22 protein-coding genes and 1 other RNA gene are annotated in these 23,392 nt (G+C 63.2%); 13 read left to right on the top strand and 10 right to left on the bottom strand.

Translation table 11 applies throughout. From position 1 onward, the window contains the following. The first annotated feature begins 113 nt into the window (after positions 1–113). Positions 114–1,127: a porphobilinogen synthase gene (hemB, locus tag ACUXVH_RS01880; protein WP_065365050.1), complete on the top strand. Its 1,014-nt coding sequence runs from the start codon at positions 114–116 to the stop codon at positions 1,125–1,127. A gap of 18 nt (positions 1,128–1,145) precedes the next feature. Next, positions 1,146–3,365 (top strand): polyphosphate kinase 1, encoded by a 2,220-nt coding sequence (ppk1, locus tag ACUXVH_RS01885; RefSeq protein WP_015637439.1) that lies wholly within the window; start codon positions 1,146–1,148, stop codon positions 3,363–3,365. Between the two features lie 168 nt (positions 3,366–3,533). Here the strand turns inward: ppk1 and ppx are convergent, their stop codons facing one another. Further along, positions 3,534–5,036, bottom strand: a complete 1,503-nt coding sequence (gene ppx / locus ACUXVH_RS01890; protein ID WP_065365051.1) for an exopolyphosphatase — start codon at positions 5,034–5,036, stop codon at positions 3,534–3,536. Positions 5,037–5,410: 374 nt separating this feature from the next. Here ppx and trxA point away from each other — a divergent pair, with 374 nt between their 5' ends. From trxA to ACUXVH_RS01915, 5 genes are all read left to right on the top strand, one after another. Next, positions 5,411–5,740, top strand: coding sequence for a thioredoxin TrxA (gene trxA, locus ACUXVH_RS01895; RefSeq protein ID WP_003206727.1), 330 nt, complete (start codon positions 5,411–5,413; stop codon positions 5,738–5,740). Between the two features lie 247 nt (positions 5,741–5,987). Further along, positions 5,988–7,247 carry a transcription termination factor Rho gene (gene rho, locus ACUXVH_RS01900; protein ID WP_011064156.1) on the top strand — a complete coding sequence of 420 codons (1,260 nt, stop codon included), beginning with the start codon at positions 5,988–5,990 and terminating at the stop codon, positions 7,245–7,247. Between the two features lie 125 nt (positions 7,248–7,372). Then, positions 7,373–8,839, top strand: coding sequence for a 4-hydroxy-3-polyprenylbenzoate decarboxylase (gene ubiD, locus ACUXVH_RS01905; protein ID WP_065365052.1), 1,467 nt, complete (start codon positions 7,373–7,375; stop codon positions 8,837–8,839). Beyond that, entirely contained in the window at positions 8,839–9,807 is a 969-nt protein-coding gene (locus ACUXVH_RS01910) for a CDP-6-deoxy-delta-3,4-glucoseen reductase (protein WP_011064154.1), read from the top strand. Before ubiD ends, ACUXVH_RS01910 begins: the two co-directional genes overlap by 1 nt. Before the next feature lie 214 nt (positions 9,808–10,021). Then, positions 10,022–10,672, top strand: coding sequence for a gamma-glutamylcyclotransferase (locus ACUXVH_RS01915; RefSeq protein ID WP_011064153.1), 651 nt, complete (start codon positions 10,022–10,024; stop codon positions 10,670–10,672). Positions 10,673–10,688: 16 nt separating this feature from the next. Here the strand turns inward: ACUXVH_RS01915 and ACUXVH_RS01920 are convergent, their stop codons facing one another. After that, positions 10,689–11,666: an NADPH:quinone oxidoreductase family protein gene (locus tag ACUXVH_RS01920; protein WP_053154452.1), complete on the bottom strand. Its 978-nt coding sequence runs from the start codon at positions 11,664–11,666 to the stop codon at positions 10,689–10,691. Between the two features lie 158 nt (positions 11,667–11,824). On the opposite strand from ACUXVH_RS01920, the gene ACUXVH_RS01925 reads away from it, so the two are divergent. Next, a complete protein-coding gene (locus tag ACUXVH_RS01925) occupies positions 11,825–12,232 on the top strand; it encodes a flagellar basal body-associated protein FliL (protein ID WP_011064151.1) in 408 nt (135 codons plus the stop codon). Positions 12,233–12,323: 91 nt separating this feature from the next. Here ACUXVH_RS01925 and ACUXVH_RS01930 read toward each other — a convergent pair whose 3' ends face one another. From ACUXVH_RS01930 to ACUXVH_RS01945, 4 genes are all read right to left on the bottom strand, one after another. Continuing rightward, on the bottom strand, positions 12,324–13,442 hold the full coding sequence (locus tag ACUXVH_RS01930) for an ABC transporter permease (protein ID WP_015637435.1): 1,119 nt from the start codon (positions 13,440–13,442) through the stop codon (positions 12,324–12,326). Continuing rightward, the gene (gene rbbA, locus ACUXVH_RS01935) at positions 13,442–16,168 is read right to left on the bottom strand and encodes a ribosome-associated ATPase/putative transporter RbbA (RefSeq protein ID WP_041120353.1); all 2,727 of its coding nucleotides are present in this window, start codon (positions 16,166–16,168) and stop codon (positions 13,442–13,444) included. Before rbbA ends, ACUXVH_RS01930 begins: the two co-directional genes overlap by 1 nt. Continuing rightward, positions 16,165–17,130, bottom strand: a complete 966-nt coding sequence (locus ACUXVH_RS01940; protein WP_015637433.1) for an HlyD family secretion protein — start codon at positions 17,128–17,130, stop codon at positions 16,165–16,167. The genes rbbA and ACUXVH_RS01940 overlap by 4 nt, the downstream gene beginning before the upstream one ends. Before the next feature lie 188 nt (positions 17,131–17,318). Continuing rightward, positions 17,319–17,768 carry an EVE domain-containing protein gene (locus ACUXVH_RS01945; protein WP_015637432.1) on the bottom strand — a complete coding sequence of 150 codons (450 nt, stop codon included), beginning with the start codon at positions 17,766–17,768 and terminating at the stop codon, positions 17,319–17,321. A gap of 196 nt (positions 17,769–17,964) precedes the next feature. On the opposite strand from ACUXVH_RS01945, the gene ACUXVH_RS01950 reads away from it, so the two are divergent. Then, on the top strand, positions 17,965–18,114 hold the full coding sequence (locus ACUXVH_RS01950; protein WP_015637431.1) for a hypothetical protein: 150 nt from the start codon (positions 17,965–17,967) through the stop codon (positions 18,112–18,114). Positions 18,115–18,147: 33 nt separating this feature from the next. Here the strand turns inward: ACUXVH_RS01950 and ACUXVH_RS01955 are convergent, their stop codons facing one another. The 4 genes from ACUXVH_RS01955 to ACUXVH_RS01970 form a co-directional block, all read right to left on the bottom strand. Next, positions 18,148–18,753: a 5-formyltetrahydrofolate cyclo-ligase gene (locus ACUXVH_RS01955; RefSeq protein ID WP_011064146.1), complete on the bottom strand. Its 606-nt coding sequence runs from the start codon at positions 18,751–18,753 to the stop codon at positions 18,148–18,150. A 90-nt stretch (positions 18,754–18,843) separates the two neighbouring features. Beyond that, positions 18,844–19,022, bottom strand: a non-coding RNA gene (gene ssrS / locus ACUXVH_RS01960) — 6S RNA. Between the two features lie 23 nt (positions 19,023–19,045). Further along, the gene (locus ACUXVH_RS01965) at positions 19,046–19,369 is read right to left on the bottom strand and encodes a cell division protein ZapA (protein WP_011064145.1); all 324 of its coding nucleotides are present in this window, start codon (positions 19,367–19,369) and stop codon (positions 19,046–19,048) included. Further along, on the bottom strand, positions 19,366–19,575 hold the full coding sequence (locus ACUXVH_RS01970) for a TIGR02449 family protein (protein WP_011064144.1): 210 nt from the start codon (positions 19,573–19,575) through the stop codon (positions 19,366–19,368). Before ACUXVH_RS01970 ends, ACUXVH_RS01965 begins: the two co-directional genes overlap by 4 nt. A 235-nt stretch (positions 19,576–19,810) precedes the next feature. On the opposite strand from ACUXVH_RS01970, the gene ACUXVH_RS01975 reads away from it, so the two are divergent. Genes ACUXVH_RS01975 through ACUXVH_RS01990 form a run of 4 tightly spaced genes read left to right on the top strand, consistent with a single transcriptional unit; the run spans position 19,811 to position 23,388 of the window. After that, complete coding sequence (locus tag ACUXVH_RS01975; protein ID WP_011064143.1) at positions 19,811–20,368, top strand: YecA/YgfB family protein; 558 nt, start codon at positions 19,811–19,813, stop codon at positions 20,366–20,368. 23 nt (positions 20,369–20,391) lie between these two features. After that, entirely contained in the window at positions 20,392–21,726 is a 1,335-nt protein-coding gene (pepP, locus tag ACUXVH_RS01980) for a Xaa-Pro aminopeptidase (protein ID WP_015637430.1), read from the top strand. Beyond that, the gene (ubiH, locus tag ACUXVH_RS01985) at positions 21,723–22,910 is read left to right on the top strand and encodes a 2-octaprenyl-6-methoxyphenyl hydroxylase (protein WP_011064141.1); all 1,188 of its coding nucleotides are present in this window, start codon (positions 21,723–21,725) and stop codon (positions 22,908–22,910) included. The genes pepP and ubiH overlap by 4 nt, the downstream gene beginning before the upstream one ends. After that, on the top strand, positions 22,903–23,388 hold the full coding sequence (locus ACUXVH_RS01990) for a DUF4442 domain-containing protein (RefSeq protein ID WP_011064140.1): 486 nt from the start codon (positions 22,903–22,905) through the stop codon (positions 23,386–23,388). The genes ubiH and ACUXVH_RS01990 overlap by 8 nt, the downstream gene beginning before the upstream one ends. Positions 23,389–23,392: the final 4 nt, after the last annotated feature.

Below are 23,392 nucleotides of genomic sequence, written 5' to 3' on the forward strand. Positions count from 1 at the left end.
TGACAATGAGTGTTGCTGCCGGTCAACAGCTTGAGCACAACTGTCATCTGTTCGTCATAATGCCCGCTTATAACTGTCCCGCTCGTCCGCCAGCGCGAGCCCTGGAGTCCGCCGTGAGCTTTACCCCCGCCAACCGTCTGTTTCCAGCCACTCGTCTGCGGCGCAACCGTCGCGATGACTTTTCCCGCCGTCTGGTGCGGGAAAACCGCCTGAGCGTGGATGACCTGATCCTGCCGGTGTTCGTGCTCGAGGGTGAGAATCGCCGCGAGGCGGTGGCTTCGATGCCCGGGGTCGAGCGCCTGACCATCGACCTGCTGCTGGAAGAGGCGGCGAGCTGGGTCGAACTGGGGATTCCGGCCCTGGCGCTGTTCCCGGTGACGCCGGCCGGGCTCAAGTCCCTGGATGCGGCCGAGGCCTGGAACCCCGACGGCATCGCCCAGCGTGCCACCCGCGCCCTGCGCGAACGCTTTCCGGCCCTGGGGGTGATCACCGACGTTGCCCTTGACCCGTTCACTACCCATGGCCAGGACGGCATCCTCGACGAACAGGGTTATGTGCAGAACGACATCACCGTCGACGCCCTGGTGCGCCAGGCCCTGTCCCATGCCGAGGCCGGCGCCCAGGTGGTGGCACCGTCGGACATGATGGACGGGCGGGTCCAGGCGATCCGCGAGGCCCTGGAACTGGCCGGGCATGCCAACGTGCGCATCATGGCTTACTCGGCCAAGTACGCCAGCGCCTACTACGGCCCCTTCCGCGATGCGGTGGGCTCGGCGCTGAACCTGGGCAAGGCCGACAAGGCCTCGTACCAGATGGACCCGGCCAACGGCCAGGAAGCCCTGCATGAAGTGGCGGCGGACCTCGCCGAAGGCGCGGACATGGTCATGGTCAAGCCGGGCATGCCGTACCTGGACATCCTCTGGCGGGTCAAAGATGAATTCAAGGTGCCGACCTTTGTCTATCAGGTCAGCGGCGAATACGCCATGCACATGGCAGCAATCCAGAATGGTTGGTTGGGTGAGGGGGTTATTCTTGAATCCCTGACCGCTTTTAAACGTGCAGGTGCCGATGGCATCCTGACTTACTTTGCCGTTCGTGCTGCTCAATTGTTACGAGAGCAAAAATAGCCCTCCCAGGAACACGCGATGAATACTGAAGGACTCTCAGAAGTTGCCGTAAAAGAAGCTCAGCCGGTGGTCGAGCAAGTGGTGGAGACCCCGCCGGAGCTGGAGCCAGTGGCCCCGGCCGCGGTGGCCGAGACGCAACCGGCACCGGCCATCGTCATTCCCAATCTGGATGACAGCAGCCTGTACATCCACCGCGAGCTGTCGCAGCTGCAATTCAACATCCGCGTGCTGGAGCAGGCACTGGATGAGTCCTATCCGTTGCTGGAGCGCCTGAAGTTCCTGCTGATCTTCTCCAGCAACCTGGACGAGTTCTTCGAGATCCGTGTGGCGGGCCTGAAGAAGCAGATCACCTTCGCTCGCGAACAGGCCGGTGCCGACGGCCTGCAGCCGCACCAGGCGCTGGCGCGCATCAGCGAACTGGTGCACGGGCATGTCGACCGCCAGTACGCGATCCTCAACGACATCCTGTTGCCGGAACTGGAAAAACATCAGATCCGCTTCATCCGTCGCCGCTACTGGACCACCAAGCTCAAGACCTGGGTTCGCCGCTATTTCCGCGACGAGATCGCGCCGATCATCACCCCCATCGGCCTGGACCCGACGCACCCGTTCCCATTGCTGGTGAACAAGAGCCTGAACTTCATCGTCGAACTGGAAGGCATCGACGCCTTCGGGCGCGATTCGGGCCTGGCGATCATCCCCGCGCCGCGCCTGCTGCCGCGGATCATCAAGGTGCCGGAAGAAGTCGGCGGCCCTGGCGACAACTATGTGTTCCTCTCGTCGATGATCCACGCCCACGCCGATGACCTGTTCCAGGGCATGAAGGTAAAAGGCTGCTATCAGTTCCGCCTGACCCGAAACGCCGACCTGGCAGTGGACACCGAGGACGTCGAAGACCTGGCCCGTGCGCTGCGCGGCGAGCTGTTCTCCCGTCGCTACGGTGACGCGGTCCGCCTGGAAGTGGCCGACACCTGCCCCAAGCACCTGTCGGACTACCTGCTCAAGCAGTTCAACCTGCACGAGACCGAGCTGTACCAGGTCAACGGCCCGGTGAACCTGACGCGGCTGTTCAGCATCACCGGCCTGGACAGCCACCCGGAGCTGCAATACACCCCGTTCACTCCGCAGATCCCCAAGCTGCTGCAGAACAGCGAGAACATCTTCAGCGTCATCAGCAAGCAGGACATCCTGCTGCTGCACCCGTTCGAATCCTTCACCCCGGTGGTCGACCTGCTGCGCCAGGCTGCCAAGGACCCGCATGTGCTGGCAGTGCGCCAGACCCTGTACCGCAGTGGTGCCAACTCGGAGATCGTCGACGCCCTGGTGGACGCGGCGCGCAACGGCAAGGAGGTCACCGCGGTGATCGAATTGCGTGCGCGGTTTGACGAAGAGTCCAACCTGCAGATGGCCAGCCGTCTGCAGGCGGCCGGTGCGGTGGTGATCTACGGCGTGGTGGGGTTCAAAACCCACGCCAAGATGATGCTGATCCTGCGTCGCGAAGCCGGCGAGATCGTGCGTTATGCGCACCTGGGCACCGGCAACTACCACGCGGCCAACGCCCGTCTGTACACCGACTACAGTCTGCTGACCTCCGACGATGCCTTGTGCGAGGACGTGGGCAAGCTGTTCAGCCAGCTGATCGGCATGGGCAAGACCCTGCGCATGAAGAAGTTGCTGCATGCGCCGTTCACCCTGAAGAAGGGCATGCTCGACATGATCGCCCGGGAGACTCAGTTCGCCCTGGACGGCAAACCGGCGCACATCATCGCCAAGTTCAACTCATTGACCGATCCGAAGATCATTCGTGCGCTGTACAAGGCCAGCCAGTCGGGCGTGCGCATCGACCTGGTGGTGCGTGGCATGTGCTGCCTGCGTCCGGGCATTGCCGGGGTCTCGCACAACATCCACGTGCGCTCGATCATCGGCCGCTTCCTGGAGCACACCCGGGTGTTCTACTTCCTCAATGGCGGCGAGGAACAGATGTTCCTTTCCAGCGCCGACTGGATGGAGCGCAACCTCGACAAGCGGGTCGAGACCTGCTTCCCGGTGGAAGGCAAGAAGCTGATCCTGCGGGTCAAGAAAGAGCTGGAAAGTTATCTCACCGATAACACCCACAGCTGGAGCCTGCAGTCCGACGGTCGCTACATCCGCAATACGCCGACCGGTAATCAGAACCCGCGCAGTGCCCAGGCGACCCTGCTGGAGCGTCTCGGCAGCCCGGTGTTGCCGGTGCGCTAAGCGCGACAGGCGCCAATGAAAAAGGCCAGCCCGATCACCGGGCTGGCCTTTTTTGTGCGGTTTGCAAGAGCTGTAGGAGCTGGCTTGCCAGCGAAGACGTCCCTGCGAGCGATGCAAGGTTTCGCGGCCTCTTCGCCGGCAAGCCGGCTCCTACAGGTCCGTGGCAGGTCAGCTGACGTTGAGCACGATGCCGACCCGGGTCAGCCATTCGGCTTCCAGGGCGAAGTCGGCCTGGGTCAGCTGGTTTTCATCCAGCCAGTTTTCCGGGAACTCCACATCCAGCTGATCGCCTTCGGCGCTGAGGCTCACCTGAGGCATCTGCTGGGTGCCACGGATGTGGTGGAAGAGGATGGCGAAACGCAGCAGCACGCACAGCCGGATCAGCTTGATGCCGTCGTCGCCGAACTCGGCGAATTTTTCCTTGGGGATGTTGCGGCGGTGGCCGCGCACCAGGAGAGCCAGCATCTGCTGGTCTTCCCGGGAGAAACCCGCCAGGTCCGAGTGCTCGATCAGGTAGGCACCGTGCTTGTGGTAGTGATAGTGGGCGATGTCCAGCCCCACTTCATGGACCTTGGCCGCCCAGCCCAGCAGTTCGCGCCAGATGCCGTCTTCCAGGTCCCAGTCCGCGGCCACCTGGTCGAAGGCGCGCAGGGCCTTGCCTTCAACGCGCGAGGCTTGTTCCAGGTCGACGTGGTAGCGCTCCATCAGCGAGCTGAGGGTGCGTTCACGGACGTCTTCGTGATGATGGCGGCCCAGCAGATCGTAGAGCACGCCTTCACGCAGGGCGCCTTCGCAGTGATCCATGCGTTGCAGCTCCAGGGCGTCGAAGATCGCTTCGAGAATTGCCAGGCCGGCGGGGAAGATCGCCCTGCGGTCGGGCTTGATGCCTTCGAAGTCGATCTTCTCGGCGTCGCCGAGCTTGAACAGCTTGCGCTTGAGCCAGGCCAGCCCTTCGGCGTTGACCTCGCCGCTACCCTGGCCGCCAGCCTTGAGGGCCAGGCCAATGGCACGAATGGTTCCGGACGAGCCGATGGCTTCGTCCCAGGTCAGGCGATGCAGGGCATGTTCGATGCTCATGATCTCCAGGCGTGCGGCGGTGTAGGCCTGGGCATAGCGGGCAGGGGTGATCTTGCCATCGCGGAAATAGCGCTGGGTGAAGCTTACGCAGCCCATCTGCAGGCTCTCGCGCAGCAGGGGTTCGAAGCGCTGGCCGATGATGAATTCGGTACTGCCGCCGCCGATGTCGGCCACCAGGCGCTTGCCCGGGGTGTCGGCGAGGGTGTGGGACACCCCGAGGTAGATCAGGCGGGCTTCTTCACGGCCGGAGATGACTTCCACCGGGTGGCCGAGGATTTCCTCGGCACGGCGAATGAACTCGCCGCGGTTGCGGGCTTCGCGCAGGGCGTTGGTGCCGACGATGCGCACCGTGCCCTGGGGCATGCCGTTGATCAGTTGGGCGAAGCGCTTGAGGCAGTCGAGACCGCGCTGCATGGATTCTTCGTTGAGCTGGCGTTCTTCGTCGATGCCGGCGGCCAGTTGAACCTTTTCTCCGAGCCGCTCGAGAATGCGGATTTCACCGTTCCGGGCCTTGGCCACGACCATGTGAAAGCTGTTGGAGCCCAGATCGATCGCGGCGATCAGGGACAGATTCTTGGCTTGGGATTGGGGCATGGTTGGGGGTCTCGGTCGATAACCTCGCCATCCTGCCACGATCAACGGCTCGCGCCAACGCGCAGTGTCCAATGCGTTGATTCAACGCATAAAAGCCTGCGCCGGGGCGGTGGCCCGGCGGTTCCGTGGCCAGGAAAGATCCCGTTCAATCGGGCGAGCCGCTCCTTGGCAGCCAGGCAAAGACCCTGCTGCAACAGGTGCGTGGTGCCGGCCGGGGTTGCCGAATGGCCTGTGCAACCCGCGTAACGTCCCCAGCTGAGCTATACCCAAACTCGTGGGGCACCATAGTTAGAGTCAATCATCTCCGGCTTCCTGAACGCGGGAAGGGCAGATATGATGGGCCACGTTTTTTTGCTTACAACCTGGAGAATTCCATGAGCAGCGATCTTATCAAACACGTCAGCGACGCCAGCTTCGAGGCCGACGTACTCAAAGCCGAAGGCGCTGTACTGGTCGACTACTGGGCCGAGTGGTGTGGCCCATGCAAAATGATCGCTCCGGTTCTGGACGAAATTGCTGAAACCTACAAGGGCAAGCTGACCGTTGCCAAGCTGAACATCGACGAGAACCAGGAAACCCCGGCCAAGCATGGCGTGCGTGGTATCCCGACCTTGATGCTGTTCAAGAACGGCAACGTCGAAGCTACCAAGGTTGGCGCACTGTCGAAGTCGCAACTGGCTGCCTTCCTCGACGCCAACATCTAAGCGTCGATTTTCAGTGCCCTGGAAAAGCCCCGCAAAATGCGGGGCTTTTTCGTAATTGAGGGCTAGACGCTCCGAAACTCAGGTGTTACATTCGGCCCCGCACTGGTTTCTCCATTGCCCCCTGCAAGCCGTCGCCGACGCTCTCCTTTTCGAATTAGTACGCGATCCTGTCGCCTTCTCTGCGGCGCGGCCTCATTAAGCCAAAAGCTTAATTTCCCCCCTCTATAAATGATTACGTCATTCCTATATGAATCTGACTGAACTCAAGCAAAAGCCGATTACCGAACTGCTCGAATTGGCCGAACAGATGGGCATAGAAAATATGGCCCGTTCGCGCAAGCAGGACGTGATTTTCTCCCTGCTGAAAAAGCACGCGAAAAGCGGTGAGGAAATCTCCGGTGATGGCGTGCTGGAGATCCTCCAGGACGGCTTCGGCTTCCTTCGCTCTGCTGACGCCTCCTATCTCGCTGGCCCGGACGATATCTACGTCTCGCCAAGCCAGATCCGTCGCTTCAACTTGCGCACCGGTGACACCATCGTTGGCAAGATCCGCCCTCCCAAGGAAGGCGAGCGTTACTTCGCGCTGCTCAAGGTCGATACCATCAACTACGACCGCCCAGAGAATGCCAAGAACAAGATTCTGTTCGAAAACCTGACGCCGCTGTTCCCGACCGTGCGCATGAAGATGGAAGCCGGCAACGGTTCCACCGAAGACCTGACCGGTCGTGTGATCGATCTGTGCGCCCCGATCGGTAAAGGCCAGCGTGGTCTGATCGTTGCTCCGCCAAAGGCGGGCAAGACCATCATGCTGCAAAACATCGCGTCGAACATCACGCGCAACAACCCTGAAGTTCATCTGATCGTGCTGCTGATCGACGAGCGTCCGGAAGAAGTGACCGAAATGCAGCGCACTGTGCGCGGCGAAGTGGTCGCCTCCACCTTCGACGAGCCGCCAACCCGCCACGTGCAAGTGGCCGAGATGGTGATCGAGAAGGCCAAGCGCCTGGTCGAACACAAGAAGGACGTGGTGATCCTGCTGGACTCCATCACCCGTCTGGCCCGTGCCTACAACACCGTGATCCCGAGCTCCGGCAAGGTCCTGACCGGTGGTGTCGATGCCCACGCCCTGGAGAAACCGAAGCGTTTCTTCGGCGCCGCGCGGAACATCGAGGAAGGCGGCTCGCTGACCATCATCGCCACCGCGCTGGTTGAAACCGGCTCGAAGATGGATGAAGTGATCTACGAAGAGTTCAAGGGTACCGGCAACATGGAACTGCCCCTGGACCGCAAGATCGCTGAAAAGCGCGTCTTCCCGGCCATCAACATCAACCGTTCCGGCACTCGCCGCGAAGAGTTGCTGACCGCCGACGACGAGCTGCAGCGCATGTGGATCCTGCGCAAGCTGCTGCATCCCATGGATGAAGTCGCTGCCATCGAATTCCTGGTCGACAAGTTGAAACAGACCAAGACCAACGATGAGTTCTTCCTGTCGATGAAACGCAAGTAAATCGATCAGGCCAGCAAGAGCCGGGGAAACCCGGCTTTTTGCTATCTGACATTCTCTATTCTGAACCTGTGGGTTCGGCGCTAAACTGCCTGCCCCGAATGCCACGGCGAAAACGAGGCTCACGCATGCAGTATCGCGACTTGCGCGACTTTATCAGCGGCCTGGAACAGCGCTCGGAACTCAAGCGCATCCAGGTTCCGGTGTCCCCAGTGCTGGAAATGACCGAGGTCTGCGATCGCACCTTGCGTGCCAAAGGCCCGGCCCTGCTGTTTGAAAACCCCACCGGTTATGACATCCCCGTGCTCGGCAACCTGTTCGGCACCCCCGAGCGCGTGGCCCTGGGCATGGGCGCCGAAGCGGTCAGCGAACTGCGCGAGATCGGCAAGCTGCTGGCGTTCCTCAAGGAGCCGGAGCCGCCCAAGGGGCTCAAGGACGCCTGGTCCAAGCTGCCGATCTTCCGCAAGATCATTTCCATGGCGCCCAAGGTGGTCAAGGATGCGGTGTGCCAGGAAGTGGTGATCGAAGGCGACGACGTCGACCTTGGCATGCTGCCGGTGCAGACCTGCTGGCCGGGCGATGTCGGCCCGCTGATCACTTGGGGCCTGACCGTGACCAAGGGCCCGAACAAGGACCGGCAGAACCTGGGTATCTATCGTCAGCAGGTGATCGGCCGCAACAAGGTGATCATGCGCTGGCTGAGCCACCGCGGCGGCGCGCTGGATTACCGCGAGTGGTGCGAGAAGCACCCGGGCCAGCCGTTCCCGGTGTCGGTGGCGCTGGGCGCGGACCCGGCGACCATTCTCGGCGCCGTGACCCCGGTGCCGGACAGCCTTTCCGAATACGCCTTTGCCGGCCTGCTGCGGGGCAACCGCACTGAGCTGGTGAAGTGCCGCGGTAACGACCTGCAGGTTCCGGCCACGGCTGAAATCATCCTTGAAGGGGTGATCCATCCCGGCGAGATGGCCGATGAAGGCCCGTACGGCGACCACACCGGCTACTACAACGAGGTCGACAGCTTCCCGGTGTTCACCGTGGAGCGCATCACCCACCGCATCAAGCCGATCTACCACAGCACCTACACCGGCCGGCCGCCCGATGAGCCGGCGATCCTCGGCGTCGCGCTGAACGAAGTCTTCGTGCCGATCCTGCAGAAGCAGTTTCCGGAAATCACCGACTTCTACCTGCCGCCCGAAGGCTGTTCCTACCGCATGGCGGTGGTGACCATGAAGAAGCAGTACCCGGGCCACGCCAAGCGGGTCATGCTGGGTGTCTGGTCGTTTTTGCGACAGTTCATGTACACCAAGTTCGTTATCGTCACCGACGACGATATCAATGCCCGGGACTGGAACGATGTGATCTGGGCCATCACCACGCGCATGGACCCCAAGCGCGACACGGTGATGATCGACAATACCCCGATCGACTACCTCGACTTCGCCTCGCCGGTGTCTGGCCTGGGTTCGAAGATGGGGCTCGATGCGACTCACAAGTGGCCTGGAGAAACCACCCGAGAGTGGGGCCGGGTCATCATCAAGGATGAGGCGGTCACCCGCCGGATCGATGCCATCTGGAATCAGTTAGGAATAGATTGATGCGTGTAACCTTGCAGCCCTCCGGAGCCGTGCTTGAGACGCTGCCCGGCGAGCGGATTCTCGATGCGGCGCGGCGCCTGGGCTATGAATGCCCGCAGAGCTGCCGCAATGGCAACTGTCATGTCTGTGCGGCGCTGCTGGTGGAGGGCAGCGTGCAGCAAGCTGGCGACGTGCGTGATCACGGCGAGTTCTACACTTGCATTGCAGAGCCGCTGGAAGACTGCATCGTGCTGTGGGATGGCGTCCTTGCGCTGGGAGAATTGCCGGTGCGCAGCCTGTCGTGTCAGCTTACTGAATGCCTGGAGGTCGGCGGCGATGTCTGGCGGGTCAGGCTGCGGGCACCGGCCGGCAAGCCGCCGCGCTATCACGCAGGGCAGTACCTGATGCTGGAGCGGGACAACGGTGAGAAGTCGGCCTTTTCCCTGGCATCGGCGCCTCACAGCGGGCGAGATCTGGAACTGCATGTGCTGGTGCGCGAGAACAGTGCGCAAAGCCTGATGGAGCAACTGCAGCGCAACCGCATGGCTCGGGTGCAGTTGCCTTTTGGCGACACCCACCTGGCCGAGTTGCCGGATGGGCCGCTGGTGCTGATCGCCGCCGGTACCGGCATGGCGCAGATGCACAGCCTGATCGAGCATTGTCGGGCCGCCGGCTTCAAGCATCCGGTGCACCTGTATTGGGGCGTGCGCCGGCCGGAAGATTTCTACCAGCTGGAACACTGGGACGAGTGGCAGCAACTGCCCAACCTCTACCTGCACAAGGTGGTCAGCGACCTGTGTGGCTGGGAGGGGCGCTGCGGCATGCTGCATGAAGCGGTGTGCGAGGACATTACCGACCTGTCGGCGGTACACGTTTACGCCAGCGGCTCGCCGGCGATGATCTACGCCACCCTGGATGCGCTGGTGAGTGCCGGGATGGATGCCCACCAAATGCGCGCCGACGTGTTTGCCTACGCCCCGCGGCCCTGACTGCATCGGGCCTGCGCGGCGCGTTATAACTCTGTATATAGCCTATCGGTATTTATCTAATTAAATAAATGCCGGTAGGTTATATATAAGCCTCCAACTTAAGTGCCACTGCTTAGTGGCACTTAACTTGCCTTGAAACTCATGTGTCTTGCAGTTACTGCCAAGCGTTCTATTAAGTAACTTCTTTTACGCGGGGAGCCGAACGCTATTCGCCATGACAGCCCTTGAATCCAGTTATCTGAATCTGGCTTACCCTCCACGGCTCGATCTGGGCCCGCAGCTGACGCACGACCAACTTCGCAGTTCCATGCAATCCACCATGGCCCGGCACAAGGGTGGGCCGGTGTGGCTGTTCGCCTACGGTTCACTGATCTGGCGGCCGGAATGCTCGGCGGTCGAACGCAAGCGGGGCAGGGTGCATGGTTATCATCGCGGCCTGTACCTGTGGTCCCACGAGCATCGCGGCACGCCGGAGCTGCCGGGGCTGGTGTTCGGCCTGGATCGTGGCGGCTCCTGCAGCGGCTTCGCCTATCGGCTGCCGGAAGAGCAACTGGACGCCTCGCTGTACGCCCTGTGGCAGCGTGAAATGCCTTATCCCTCCTATCGCCCGCACTGGCTCAACTGCCGCCTTGAGGATGGCAGCCAGGTTCAGGCCCTGGGCTTTGTGCTGGAGCGACACCTGCCCAGCTATGCCGGCAATCTGCCGGACGATGTCCTGAACCAGGTGTTCGAAAGCGCTTGCGGGCGGTATGGCACCACCCGCGATTATGTCGAACAGACGGTCCAGGCCCTGCGCAGCCACGCCATGCCAGATCGCAACCTGGAGGCGCGGCTCAAGCGCTGCAAGGGGGCGGACGCCCATTGAGGCCCTGTAGCCGGTCTTAGCGCACCTGCACCACGACCTTGCCCACCGCTCTGCGCTGGCCGAGATCATCGATGGCTCGCGCAGCCTCCGTCAGCGGATAGACCTGGGAGACCAGCGGCTTGAGCTTGCCCTCGGCGAACCAGCCGAACAGTTGCTGGAAGTTCGCCGCATTGTCCTGGGGCTGGCGCTGGGCGAAGGAGCCCCAGAACACACCCACCACCGCTGCACCCTTGAGCAGGGCCAGGTTCACCGGTAGCTCGGGGATGCGCCCGCTGGCGAACCCCACCACCAGCAGCCGGCCGTTCCAGGCGATGGAGCGGATGGCCTGGTCGAACAGGTCGCCGCCCACCGGGTCGTAGATCACATCCGCGCCATTGCCGCCGGTCAGGCGCTTGATCTCGTCCTTCAGGCTGCTTTCGCTGTAGTTGATCAGCTCATCGGCACCGGCAGCCTTGGCCACGGCGAGCTTTTCCGCGCTGCTGGCAGCGGCAATCACCCGGGCGCCCATGGCCTTGCCGATTTCCACGGCGGCCAGCCCGACCCCGCCCGAGGCACCAAGCACCAGCAAGGTTTCACCGGGCTGCAGGTTGCCGCGCTGCTTGAGGGCGTGCATCGAGGTGCCGTAGGTCATGCTGAAGGCGGCGGCTGTATTGAAGTCCATGGCGGCGGGAATCGGCAGCACGTTGTAACCGGGGACGGCCACCTGCTCGGCGAAGCTGCCCCAGCCGGTCAGGGCCATGACCCGGTCACCGGCCTTGAGGTGGCCGACCTTCTCACCCACTGCGCTGACCACGCCGGCCGCTTCGCCCCCCGGGGAGAAGGGGAATGGCGGCTTGAACTGGTACTTGCCCTCGATGATCAGGGTGTCCGGGAAGTTGACGCCTGCGGCATGCACCTGCAGCAGGATCTCGTTCTTCTTCGGCACGGGGCTTGCGACCTCTTCCAGCACCAGCGTTTCGGCAGGGCCGAAGGCTTTGCACAGCACGGCTTTCATCAGGGCTATTCCTTTGGGAGTGGTGGCCGATAAGTGTAGGAGTGTGAATCAGGCGGTCAACGAGCATGCCCGGTCCTGATGACCAGCCATAAGCTTGTGCTTGGGCTCAGGCGGGCGGGCCTTTATGCTAGGCCGCAAACCGGATTAAGGAGCGAATTGTGAAAGCGTGGATCATGTTGCTGCTGGCCCTCTCCCTGCCCATGGCAGCGATGGCCGAAGAGGCCAAAGAAGGTGAAGCACCGAAAGTCAGCTACATCAGCCTGAACCCACCCTTCGTGGGCAACTACGGCCTGGACGGCGGCCCTAAACTCAAGGTCTACAAGGCCGACGTGGCCCTGCGGGTAACCGGCGACGCCTCGGCCCAGGCGGTCAAGGCCAACGAGCCGCTGATCCGCAACCAGTTGGTGGCGCTGTTCGCCCAGCAGACCAGCGACACCATGAATAACGTCGAAGCCAAGGAAAAGCTGCGCCAGGAAGCCCTCAAGCAGGTGCAGCAAGTCATGAACGACGAAACTGGCAAGCCGGTGGTGGAAGACCTGTTGTTCAACAACCTGATCATTCAGTAAGCCTGCCCCCGCTACAGGCGTAGGAGCTGGCTTGCCAGCGAAGGCGTCCCAGCGGCCCTTCGCCGGCAAACCGGCTCCTACGTGGTGTGGGTCATGAAGCCAGGCTCTTGCGAAAGCGCGCCAGGGCGATGGCGAAGAACACCAGGCCGATGGTCGCCAGGGCCAGCAGGTCGGGCCAGACCACACTGACTCCCGCATCGCGGAACAGGATCGCCGCGCTGAGGCTGACGAAGTGCGTCGACGGCGAACCCTGCATCACCCACTGCAGCCACTGCGGCATGCTGTCCAGCGGCGTACTGCCGCCGGACAGCAGCAGCATCGGGATGATCACTGGAATCGCCAGCAGGCCGAACTGCGGGGTCGAGCGGGCCAGGGTGGCGAGGAAGATCCCCAGGGCGGTACTGGCGAACAGATAGAGCGCAGTAACCATCAGGAACAGCGCCATGGACCCCGCCAGCGGCACCCCCAGCACACCTTTGACTATCACCTCCAGCGATACCCAGGTGCACAGCACCACCACCAGCATGTTGCTCCAGACCTTGGCCAGCATGATCTCCAGCGCTGTCAGCGGCAGCACCAGCAGGTGATCGAGAGTGCCGTGCTCGCGTTCGCGCAGCAGCGCGGTGCCGGTGAGCACGATGGCCAGGATGGTGATGTTGTTGACGATCTGGATCACCGCCAGGAACCAGCCGCCCTCCAGGTTGGTATTGAACAGGGCGCGGGTGGTCAGCAGTGCCGGGGCCTTGCTGGTGGCGTCCGCCTGGTTGGCGTAGGTGAGCAGCTCGCGCTGGAAGATCCGGCCGATGTAGCCGGCGCCCATGAAGGCCTGGCTCATGGCGGTGGCATCGACGTTGACCTGTACCGCAGGCTGGCGCCCGGCCAGCAAGTCGCTCTGGAAGTTGGCCGGGACATTGATCACAAAGGTGTACTGGCCGCTGTCCATCACCGAGTCCAGCTGGTCATAGGGCAGCGGCACCGGAGCCTGGAACTCGGGGGGTTGCAGCGCTTCGGCCAGTTGCCGGGAGAGGGCGCTGTGATCTTCGTCCACCAGGGCCACGCTGGCGTTGTGCACGCCGATCACCGAGCCGGCGGCGGGCAGGTAGATGGCCACGGTGAAGGCATACATCAAGAACAGCAGCAGCACGCTGTCGTGGCGCAGGCTGGTGAGCTCCTTCAAGCCCAGGCGCAGGATATGGGCGAGACGATTCATCAGACCTCCTGCTTTTTCAGCATGACCAGGCTGAGCCCGGTGAAACCAAGGAAAAAGCCCACCAGGGCCAGGCACTGGGGCCAGAGTTCGCGCAGGTCCAGGGCCTTGGTGAAGGTGCCGACGGCGATGTCGAGGAAGTAACCGGCGGGAAACAGCTGGCCCATGACCGCCGCCGAGCCTTCCAGGGACGAGCGCGGCACGATCAGCCCGGAAAACTGGATGGTGGGCAGGCTGGTGATGATCATGGTGCCCAGAATCGCTGCGATCTGAGTGCGGGTGAACGCCGAGATCAGCAGCCCCATGCTGGTGGTGGCCAGCACATAGAGCACGCCGCCCAGGGCCAGGGTCAGGCCGCTGCCCTTGAAGGGCACGCCGAACAGCCAGCGGTTCATGGCCACCAGCAGGGCCAGGTTGATCAGGCTGACGGCCAGGTAGGGCGCCTGTTTGCCAAGGAGGAACTCCAGGCGGGTCAGGGGCGTGGCGTAGAAGTTGGTGATCGAGCCCAGCTCCTTTTCGCGGACGATGCCCAGGGCCGTGAGCATCGCCGGAATGAACGCCAGGATCAGCGCCATGACCCCGGGGCCGATGGCATTCACGCTGACCACGTCCTGGTTATAGCGAAAGCGCGTTTCCAGCTTGGCCGCCGGCCTGGTGCTGAGGGCCGGGCTGCTTTGTTCCGCCAGCAGCTCGAGGTTGGCCTGGTGCACGGCCTCGACATAGTTGCGGCTGGTTTCCGCACGAAACGGCATGCCGCCATCCAGCCAGGCCGCCACCGCGGGCTGGCGTCCGGCATAGAGGTCACGGCCAAAGCCGGGAGGAATCTCCAGGGCCAGCTTGATCTCCGAGCGTTGCAGGCGCCGATGCAGTTCGGCGGAGCTGCGGATGGTCGGTTTCTCCTCGAAGTAGCGTGAGCTGCGGAAGGCTTCCAGGTAGGCACGGCTCTGTGGCGTCTGATCCTGGTCGTAGACGGCGAAGGCCAGTTTCTCCACGTCCAGGGAAATGCCATAGCCGAAGATCACCATCATGAAGATCGCCCCCAGCAGGGCGAAGCCCAGGCGCACTTTGTCCCGCAGCAGTTCCTTGCCCTCGCGGCTGGCCACCGCCAGCAGGCGCGCCAGGCTCAGGCCCGAACGCGGGGCGGCTAGGGTGCCGGCAGCGGTGGGGGTAGCCGCCTCCGGTGATGGCGCAGGTGTGTCCGGCGTGCCCTGGGCCTCTTCCAGGCAGCGGACGAAGGCGGCCTCCAGGGTGTCGCCGGCAAACTGTTGCTGCAGCGCCGCCGGGGTGTCGCAGGCCAGCACCTTGCCGGCGTGCATCAGCGAAATGCGGTCGCAGCGCTGGGCCTCGTTCATGAAGTGGGTGGATAGGAAGATGGTCACCCCCTGTTCCCGGGACAGCTCGATCAGCAGGCGCCAGAAGTCGTCTCGGGCCGCCGGGTCGACCCCGGAAGTGGGCTCGTCGAGGATCAGCACTTCCGGGCGGTGCAGCACTGCCACTGCCAGCGACAGGCGCTGGCGCAGGCCCAGAGGCAAGGCGCCGGACTGCTGCTCGGCAATCGCCCCGAGGTCGAAGCGCTGGATCAGTTCCTCGATGCGCGGGCCGCTTTCGGCTTTCGGCAGGTCGAACAGGCGGGCGTGCAGTTCCAGGTTCTGGCGCACGCTGAGCTCGCCATACAGGGAAAAGCTCTGGGACATGAAACCGACCCGCTTGCGGGTGGCCAGGTCCTTGGCGTCCACCGGGTTGCCCAACAGCTTGGCGCTGCCCTCGCTGGCGGGCATCAGCCCGGTGAGGACCTTCATGGTGGTGGTCTTGCCGCAGCCGTTGGAACCGAGGAAACCGAAGATCTCCCCGCGGCCGATGGCGAAGCTGACCTTGTTGACCGCGGTGAAGTCGCCGAAGCGCAGGGTCAGCTCATGGGCTTCGATGGCGATGTCCTGGTTGTCGCCGGAACGCGGCGGAATCACCAGGGGCTGGTTGTCATGACCGCTGTCGCCCTGGAAATGGGTGAAGGCGTCGTCCAGCTTGCCGCTGGCGGTGATCTGCGCCAGCTCCTGGCTCAGGCCCTGGGCGATCAACTTGCCCTGGTCGAGCATCAGGCAGTGCTCGAACTGTTCGGCCTCCTCCATGTAGGCGGTTGCCACCAGCAGGGTCAGTTGCGGGCGTTGCCGGCGTACGTCTTCGACCAATTCCCAGAAACGCCGGCGCGACAGGGGGTCGACCCCGGTGGTGGGCTCGTCGAGGATCAGCAGGTCCGGTTCGTGGATCAGCGCACAGCACAGGCCAAGCTTCTGCTTCATCCCGCCGGACAGCTTGCCCGCCGGGCGTTCGGCGAAGCGCAGCAGGTCGGTGGCCAACAACAGGCTGTGCATGCGCTGTTCGCATTCATCCTTGGGCAGGCCGAACAGGGTGGCGAAGAAGCGGATGTTCTCGCTGATGGACAGCTCGGGATACAGGTTGCCCCCCAGGCCCTGGGGCATGAAGGCGATGCGCGGATAGAGGCTGCTGCGGTGGCGCCGTTGCGAGATCGGTCCGCCGAGCACGTCGAGCTCGCCCTGCTGAAGTTTCTTGACCCCGGCGATCAGCCCCAGAAGGCTCGACTTGCCGGCGCCGTCCGGGCCGATCAAGCCGCAGCGGGTGCCCGCTGGCAGGTTGAAGCTGATGTCGCTCAGGGCCTGCTGTGAACCGTAGCGATGGCTGATGCCGTTCGCTTGCAGCGCCAGGGCGCTCATTGCAGGTTGGCCGGCCAGTCCACGGGAGCGGTGCGCACATAACCGGCGCCGGGCATGCCCGGTTTGGCCTGGGGCACGGCGGCGGGTTGAGTCAGGCGCACCTTGACCCGGAACACCAGCTTCTGGCGCTCGTCCCGGGTTTCCACCTCTTTGGGGGTGAATTGGGACTTGGCCGCGACGAAGCTGATCTTCGCCGGCAGGGGCTGGTTGGGCAGGGCGTCGAGGAGGATCCGCGACTCGTCGCCAACGGTCAGGCGGCCGGTGACCGAAGCCGGCAGGTAGAGGTTCATGTACTGGTCATTGGGGTCGATCAGCAGCAGCACACGGCCGCCGGCGCCCAGCACTTCGCCAGGTTCGGCCAGGCGCAGTTGGATGATGCCGTCGATGGGCGCCCGCAGGCTGCTGTCGTCGATTTCGCTGGTGAGCTGGGCAACCTGGGCCTGGGCGGCGCCGATGGCGGCCTTCACCGCTGCGACCTGGGCCTGGGCCGCCAGGACTGCTGCGTTGCCGGTGTTCAGGCGGGCCTGCTGCTGGTCGATGATCTGCTGGCTGGCGAAGCCGCGCTTGAACAGCTCCTGAGAGCGCCTGAGTTCCTGATTGGCCAGCAGCAGTTCGCTCTGGCGCAACTGCACATTGGCTTCGGCCGCGGACAGGTTCTCTCGGGCGCGCAGCACTTCGGCCTCGGCCTGATTGCGCTGGGCTTCCAGGGTGCGGGTGTCCATGCGTGCCAGCAACTGGCCTTGAAGCACCTTGTCGCCTTCGTTGACCCGCACTTCCGCCAGGCGCCCGGGAATCTTGCTGGCGATCTGCACTTCGGTGGCTTCGAGCCGGCCGTTGCCCATGCTCAGGCCTTCGGGCAGGCGATCCTGGAGGGATTTCCAGTAGCCGAAAGCACCGGCGGCGAGTAACAGAATCAACAGGGAAACAGCAAAAAGGCGGGAGGAACGGTGGTTCGTCGACATGTGTTCTGCGTCCTGCGGCAATAGCGTCCAAGTCTGACGGCTCAAGGCTTTCTACGGCTTGATGCCCGTCAAATGAAAGGGCCAAGCCTAAACCTATTGTTTACAGGCTGCATGATGATCGGGGCAAAAAAACGTTCGGGCTGGCGCCGTGGACAGATCCGACTCCCGGCGCCAGGGGGGCTGGGTGGTCAGCGCAGGGCGAGTACGGCAGCCCATTGTTCGGCGGTGACCGGCATGACCGACAGGCGGCTGCCTTTGTGCACCAGAGGCATTTCGGCGAGAGCTGCCTGCTGCTTGAGGTAATCCAGGCGCAGCACCTTGGTGAAGGTTTCCACATGGGCCACGTCGATGGCGCTCCAGGCATTCTTTTCGGCACTGGATTTGGGGTCGAAGTAGACGCTGTCCGGCTCCAGGGCGGTGGGGTCCGGGTAGGCGGCCTTGATGATCCGGCCGATGCCGGCGATACCCGGTTCCGGGCAGCTGGAGTGGTAGAAGAAGAACTCGTCGCCTACCGCCATGGCGCGCAGGAAGTTGCGCGCCTGGTAATTGCGCACCCCGTCCCAACGGGCTTGGCCGAGTTGCTGCAAACCCTGGATCGAGAGTTCGTCGGGCTCGGATTTCATCAGCCAATAGGCCATCTTTCTTACCCTCCAAAGGGTGATTGGGCAGGTTGTCGGGCAATTTTATGACAAACCGACGGTCGGTTGACGTCAGCATTTGCGTGTCGGTTCACGTTATCGCAGAATGCCGGGATTTTAAGCTTGACGCTGCTGCATGGCCTGTTATGGAAACCATGCTTGGAGCGTGTGTGATTTGCCTGAGGGGGGGCAATCGATGAAACGCCAACCGGATTTACTATGGATTTTGGTTATTTTGTTCGGTTTGGGCGTTGTGACCACCGGTTATGCGCAGAGCTTATGGGCCAGCAAGACCGATGCTCCCATCGAAATCGCACAACAGCAGCCGCAGCCTTTCAAGCGCTGAACCCGCTCGGGTGCCGCTGATCGAACGCGGCACCTATCGAGCGAAGTACCATCCCCGATCCGTCACCGTACCGTGCAAGGGTACATCCCAACTGGCCTGGTCCAGCTTTCCGACTTTCTGACATTCATGGGCCAGCCCCAGCAGCTTCGGCTTGCGCCAGTTCTGGCGCCGCGCAAGGTAGGCCAGGCTGCGGTCATAAAAGCCGCCACCCATCCCCAGGCGTCCACCTTCTTCATCAAAGCCAACCAGGGGCAGCAGCACCAGGTCCAAGGCCCAGACCTTGCGTTGCCGCGCGCAATTGACCCGGGGCTCGAGAATGCGAAAACGATTGGGCCGCAGCGTTTCTCCCGGGAGGACGCGCTGGAAAACCATCTTGGTCCGGGGCCAGGCGCTGAGCACCGGCAGGTAGGTGGCCTTGCCCCGGCGCTGGGCGGCACGCAGCAGCAGGCGCGGGTCGATTTCACCGTCGGTGGGCAGATACAGGGACAGGTGCCGTGCCCGACGAAACACCGGGTCCTGGGCCAGTTGGCGGTACAGGCCAAGGGCTGCCTGGCGTTGCTCGGCAGGGCTCAGGGCGCGACGGGCCTTGCGCAGCATGCGGCGAAGTTGCGGGCGGGAAAGCGGCGCAGGTTCGGTCATGAAAGAGGCTATGAGAAGGTCGGATTTGGCAGAACAGCCTACCCGGAAAAACCAATGCCAGCATGGATAACTGGCATTGGCTGACAATTCAGGCTCCCCAGGCGAACCGCTGTCGACTTAGCCCTTGAACCCGAAAGTTCAAGGCGGAAGATGCAGCAGGCTTTAAGGCTTTCCGTCTAGCGGACATGCACACCAGCCCAACGTGCAACTTCCAGGGTAGTGCGAATCGGCTCAGGGACATCGCCAACTGGCAAGCACCCCAGGGAGTGGCGGGAGTATACCGCAACCGCTGTCAGGAATCAGCTTTGCTTGTGTCCGAATCGGTGGCCAGAACCAGGTCAACACGCTCCAGCAGATCCCTCACCTGTTCCCGGGTGGTGGCGCTGGCCTGCACATCCGGACGCTCCTGGCGGTGCAGCAGGTCGTGGGTGATGTTCAGGGCGGCCATGACCGCGATGCGATCGGCGCCGATGACTTTGCCGCTGCTGCGGATCTCGCGCATCTTGCCGTCCAGGTAACGGGCGGCGCTCACCAGATTGCTGCGCTCTTCCTGGGGGCAGATGATCGAATACTCTTTGTCGAGGATCTGCACGGTAACGCTATTGCTTGAACTCATGAGTCTTGCTCCAGGGCCTTGAGGCGCGAAATCATCGATTCGACCTTACGCCGGGCGATTTCGTTTTTTTCAATGAGGTGCGCGCGTTCCTCGCGCCAGGTCTTTTCCTGAGCTAATAAGAGTGCGTTTTGACTCTTTAGTTGCTCGACCCGGGTAATAAGCAGTTCGAGTCTGGCCATCAGTGCGTGCAGGTCGGTGTCTTCCATTGTGTCCCACTGAAGTTGGTCTGATGAGTGGCAACTGGCTGGGCAGCGCCTCAATGGCCTGAGCAGTCGTGGCGCATCTGGCGTTGTCCGGTCGGCAATCTGTCTGTCGCCCGAGGCCCTGCGGGCCACTGTAACGGGGCGCAAAGCACAACGCGGCGCTGGCAATGAATGATGACACGCCCTACGATACAAGGCCTTCATTCTAGACATTGCGCCGCTTGGCGCCTAGCTGCCCATGCCCATTCAGAATTCCCCGTACAACGCCTTCGCCACCCTGCTCAGCAGCAGCGGTCATCCTGTTTCTCCTGCCGAGTTGCACGGCCTGTTGCTGGGTCGCAGCTGCGCCGGCGCCGGCTTCGAAGTCGACGGCTGGCTGGTGGACGCCGCCGAACTGCTCGAAGGCGAGCCGCAAGACAACGTGCGCAGCGCCTTGATCGGCCTGCAGGAGATGGTCAAGGGCGAGCTCACCAGCGATGACATGACCGTGGTCCTGCTGCTGCCCAGCGACGACGCCCCCCTGGCCGAGCGTGCCGCTGCCCTGGGCCAGTGGTGCCAGGGCTTCCTCGCCGGTTTCGGCCTCAACTCCCGCGACAGCAGTGCCCTGAGCGTCGAGGCCACGGAAGTGTTGCAGGACCTTGCAGCCATTGCTCAGGTCCAGGACGCGCTGGAGGAATCCGATGACGGTGAAAGCGACTACATGGAAGTGATGGAGTACCTGCGGGTTGCGCCTCTGCTGCTGTTCACCGAGACCAACAAGACCGTTGCGCCGGCTGCCAAGCCTTCTCTGCACTGACTGACAGGGAACTGCGTCCGCCCATGATTCATATCCCGAAAGCGGAATACAGCCGTCGCCGCAAGGCGCTCATGGCGCAGATGGAGCCCAACAGCATCGCGATCCTGCCGGCGGCGGCCGTGGCCATTCGCAATCGCGATGTGGAGCACGTCTACCGCCAGGACAGCGATTTCCAGTACCTCAGCGGGTTTCCCGAGCCCCAGGCGGTGATTGTGCTGATCCCCGGCCGGGAGCACGGCGAGTACGTGCTGTTCTGTCGCGAGCGCAACCCGGAGCGCGAACTCTGGGACGGATTGCGGGCCGGCCAGGAGGGCGCGATTCGCGACTACGGTGCCGATGACGCATTTCCCATCACCGATATCGACGACATCCTGCCGGGCCTGATCGAAGGCCGCGACCGGGTTTACTCGGCCATGGGCAGCAACCCCGAATTCGATCGTCACCTGATGGACTGGATCAACGTGATCCGCTCTAAAGCGCACCTCGGCGCCCAGCCGCCGAACGAATTCGTTGCCCTGGATCATCTGCTGCACGACATGCGCCTGTATAAATCGGCGGCAGAAGTGAAGGTGATGCGCGAGGCCGCACGGATCTCCGCCCAGGCCCATATCCGCGCAATGCAGGCCAGTCGTCCCGGGTTGCATGAGTTCAGCCTGGAAGCCGAGCTGGATTACGAATTCCGCAAGGGCGGGGCGAAGATGCCGGCCTATGGCTCGATCGTCGCGGCGGGCCGCAACAGCTGCATCCTGCATTACCAACAGAATGACGCCGTGCTCAAGGACGGTGACCTGGTGCTGATCGACGCCGGTTGCGAGATCGACTGCTATGCCAGCGATATCACCCGCACCTGGCCGGTCAACGGCAAGTTTTCGCCGGAGCAGAAGGCGATCTACGAACTGGTGCTGGCTTCCCAGGAAGCGGCGTTTGCCCAGATCGCCCCGAACAAGCACTGGAACCAGGCTCATGAGGCGACGGTCCAGGTGATCACCGCCGGCCTGGTGCAACTGGGCCTGCTGGAAGGCGATGTGGACCAGCTGATTGCCAGCGAGGCCTACAAGACGTTCTACATGCACCGTGCCGGACACTGGCTGGGCATGGATGTACACGACGTCGGCGAGTACCGGGTCGGCGGCGAGTGGCGGGTGTTGGAGGTCGGCATGGCGCTGACCGTGGAGCCGGGCATCTACATATCCCCGGACAACCAGCAGGTAGCGAAGAAGTGGCGCGGCATCGGCGTGCGCATCGAGGACGACGTGGTAGTGACCAAGCAGGGCTGTGAAATTCTGACGGGTGGCGTGCCCAAGAGCGTGGCCGAGATCGAGGCCTTGATGGCCGCTGCGCGGACCCAGGCGTCATGAGCCGGGTCAATCTGGCCATCATCGGTGGCGGTCTGGTAGGCGCGAGCCTGGCCCTGGCGCTGCAGGCCGGGGCCAAGGCCCGGGGCTGGAAGATCGTGCTGATCGAGCCCTTCGCCCCGGGCGACAGTTTCCAGCCCAGCTACGACGCCCGCTCCTCGGCCCTGTCCTTTGGCGCCCGGCAGATCTACCAGCGCCTGGGGCTGTGGCAGGCGATCTCCCGGCGGGCCGAGCCGATCAAGCAGATTCACGTGTCCGACCGTGGGCGGTTCTCCACCGCGCGCCTGTCGGCCATGGAAGAAGGGGTGCCGGCCCTGGGCTATGTGGTGGAAAACGCCTGGCTCGGCCAATGCCTGTGGCAAGGGCTGGACAAGGACGTGATCAGCTGGCGCTGCCCGGCCGAAGTCACCCGTCTGGAGCCCCTGGCAGGCGGCTATCGCCTGACCCTGAACGACGAAACCACCCTGGAATGCGATCTCGCTGTGCTGGCCGACGGCGGCCGCTCCGGCCTGCGCGAACAACTGGGCATCGGGGTCAAGAACCGCCCCTATAACCAGAGTGCGCTGATTGCCAACATCACCCCCAGCGAAGCCCACAACGGCATGGCCTTCGAGCGCTTCACCGACGATGGCCCAATGGCCTTGCTGCCGCTGCCGGATAATCGCTGTGCACTGATCTGGACCCGCCAGGGCATGGATGCACAGCGTCTGGCCGACCTGGACGAGCGCAGCTTCCTCAGTGAATTGCAGGGCGTGTTCGGTTACCGCCTGGGAACCCTGAAACAAGTCGGCGCCCGCCATCTCTACCCGCTGTCCCTGGTGGAAGCCGAGGAACAGGTGCGCCCGCACCTGGTGGTGCTGGGCAATGCGGCCCACAGCCTGCATCCGATCGCCGGCCAGGGCTTCAACCTGTCACTGCGCGATGCCCAGGCCCTGGCGGACGCCTTGTTGGCCAGCGAAGCGCTGCCGGGGGATTTTGCCGTGCTGCAGGCCTACCGCGAACGTCAGCGCCTGGACCAGAACCTGACCGTGGGCTTCTCCGATCAGGTTACCCGGCTGTTCGGCAGCAAACTGCCGCTGCTGTCCGTGGGGCGCAACCTGGGCTTGCTCGGCCTGGACCTGCTGCCACCGGCCAAACGCTGGTTCGCTCGCCAGGCCATGGGCCTGGGCACTCGCCCGGATGCGTGACTGGCTGACCCGGCGGTTCGGCAAGGCCCGCCTGTTGCGCTGGGTGTTGAACCTGTACCCGCCCTACCTCGGGGCTGGCGTGCGGGTTCGGCACATCAGTGCGGATTTCCGTGACGTCCAGGTCTGCATGGGCCTGGGCTGGTACAACCGCAACTATGTCGGCACCCAGTTCGGCGGCAGCCTGTATTCCATGGTGGACCCGTTCTTCATGCTGATGCTGATGGAGAACCTGGGCCCCGACTACATCGTCTGGGACAAGGCCGCGACCATCGATTTCATCGCCCCGGGCAGAGGGCCGGTGTTTGCCCGGCTCAGTATCGACCAGGCGCTGCTCGACGATGTTCGCCAGCAGACCGCAACGGGCGAGAAGTACCTGCCGCAGTGGCAGGTAGAGATTCATGACGGCTCCGGCACCCTGGTGGCGCGGGTCGATAAAACCCTTTATGTGCGGCTCAAGCCGCCAGTGAGACAGGCCTAAAGCA

The organism is Pseudomonas sp. 8(2025), assembly GCF_052665325.1.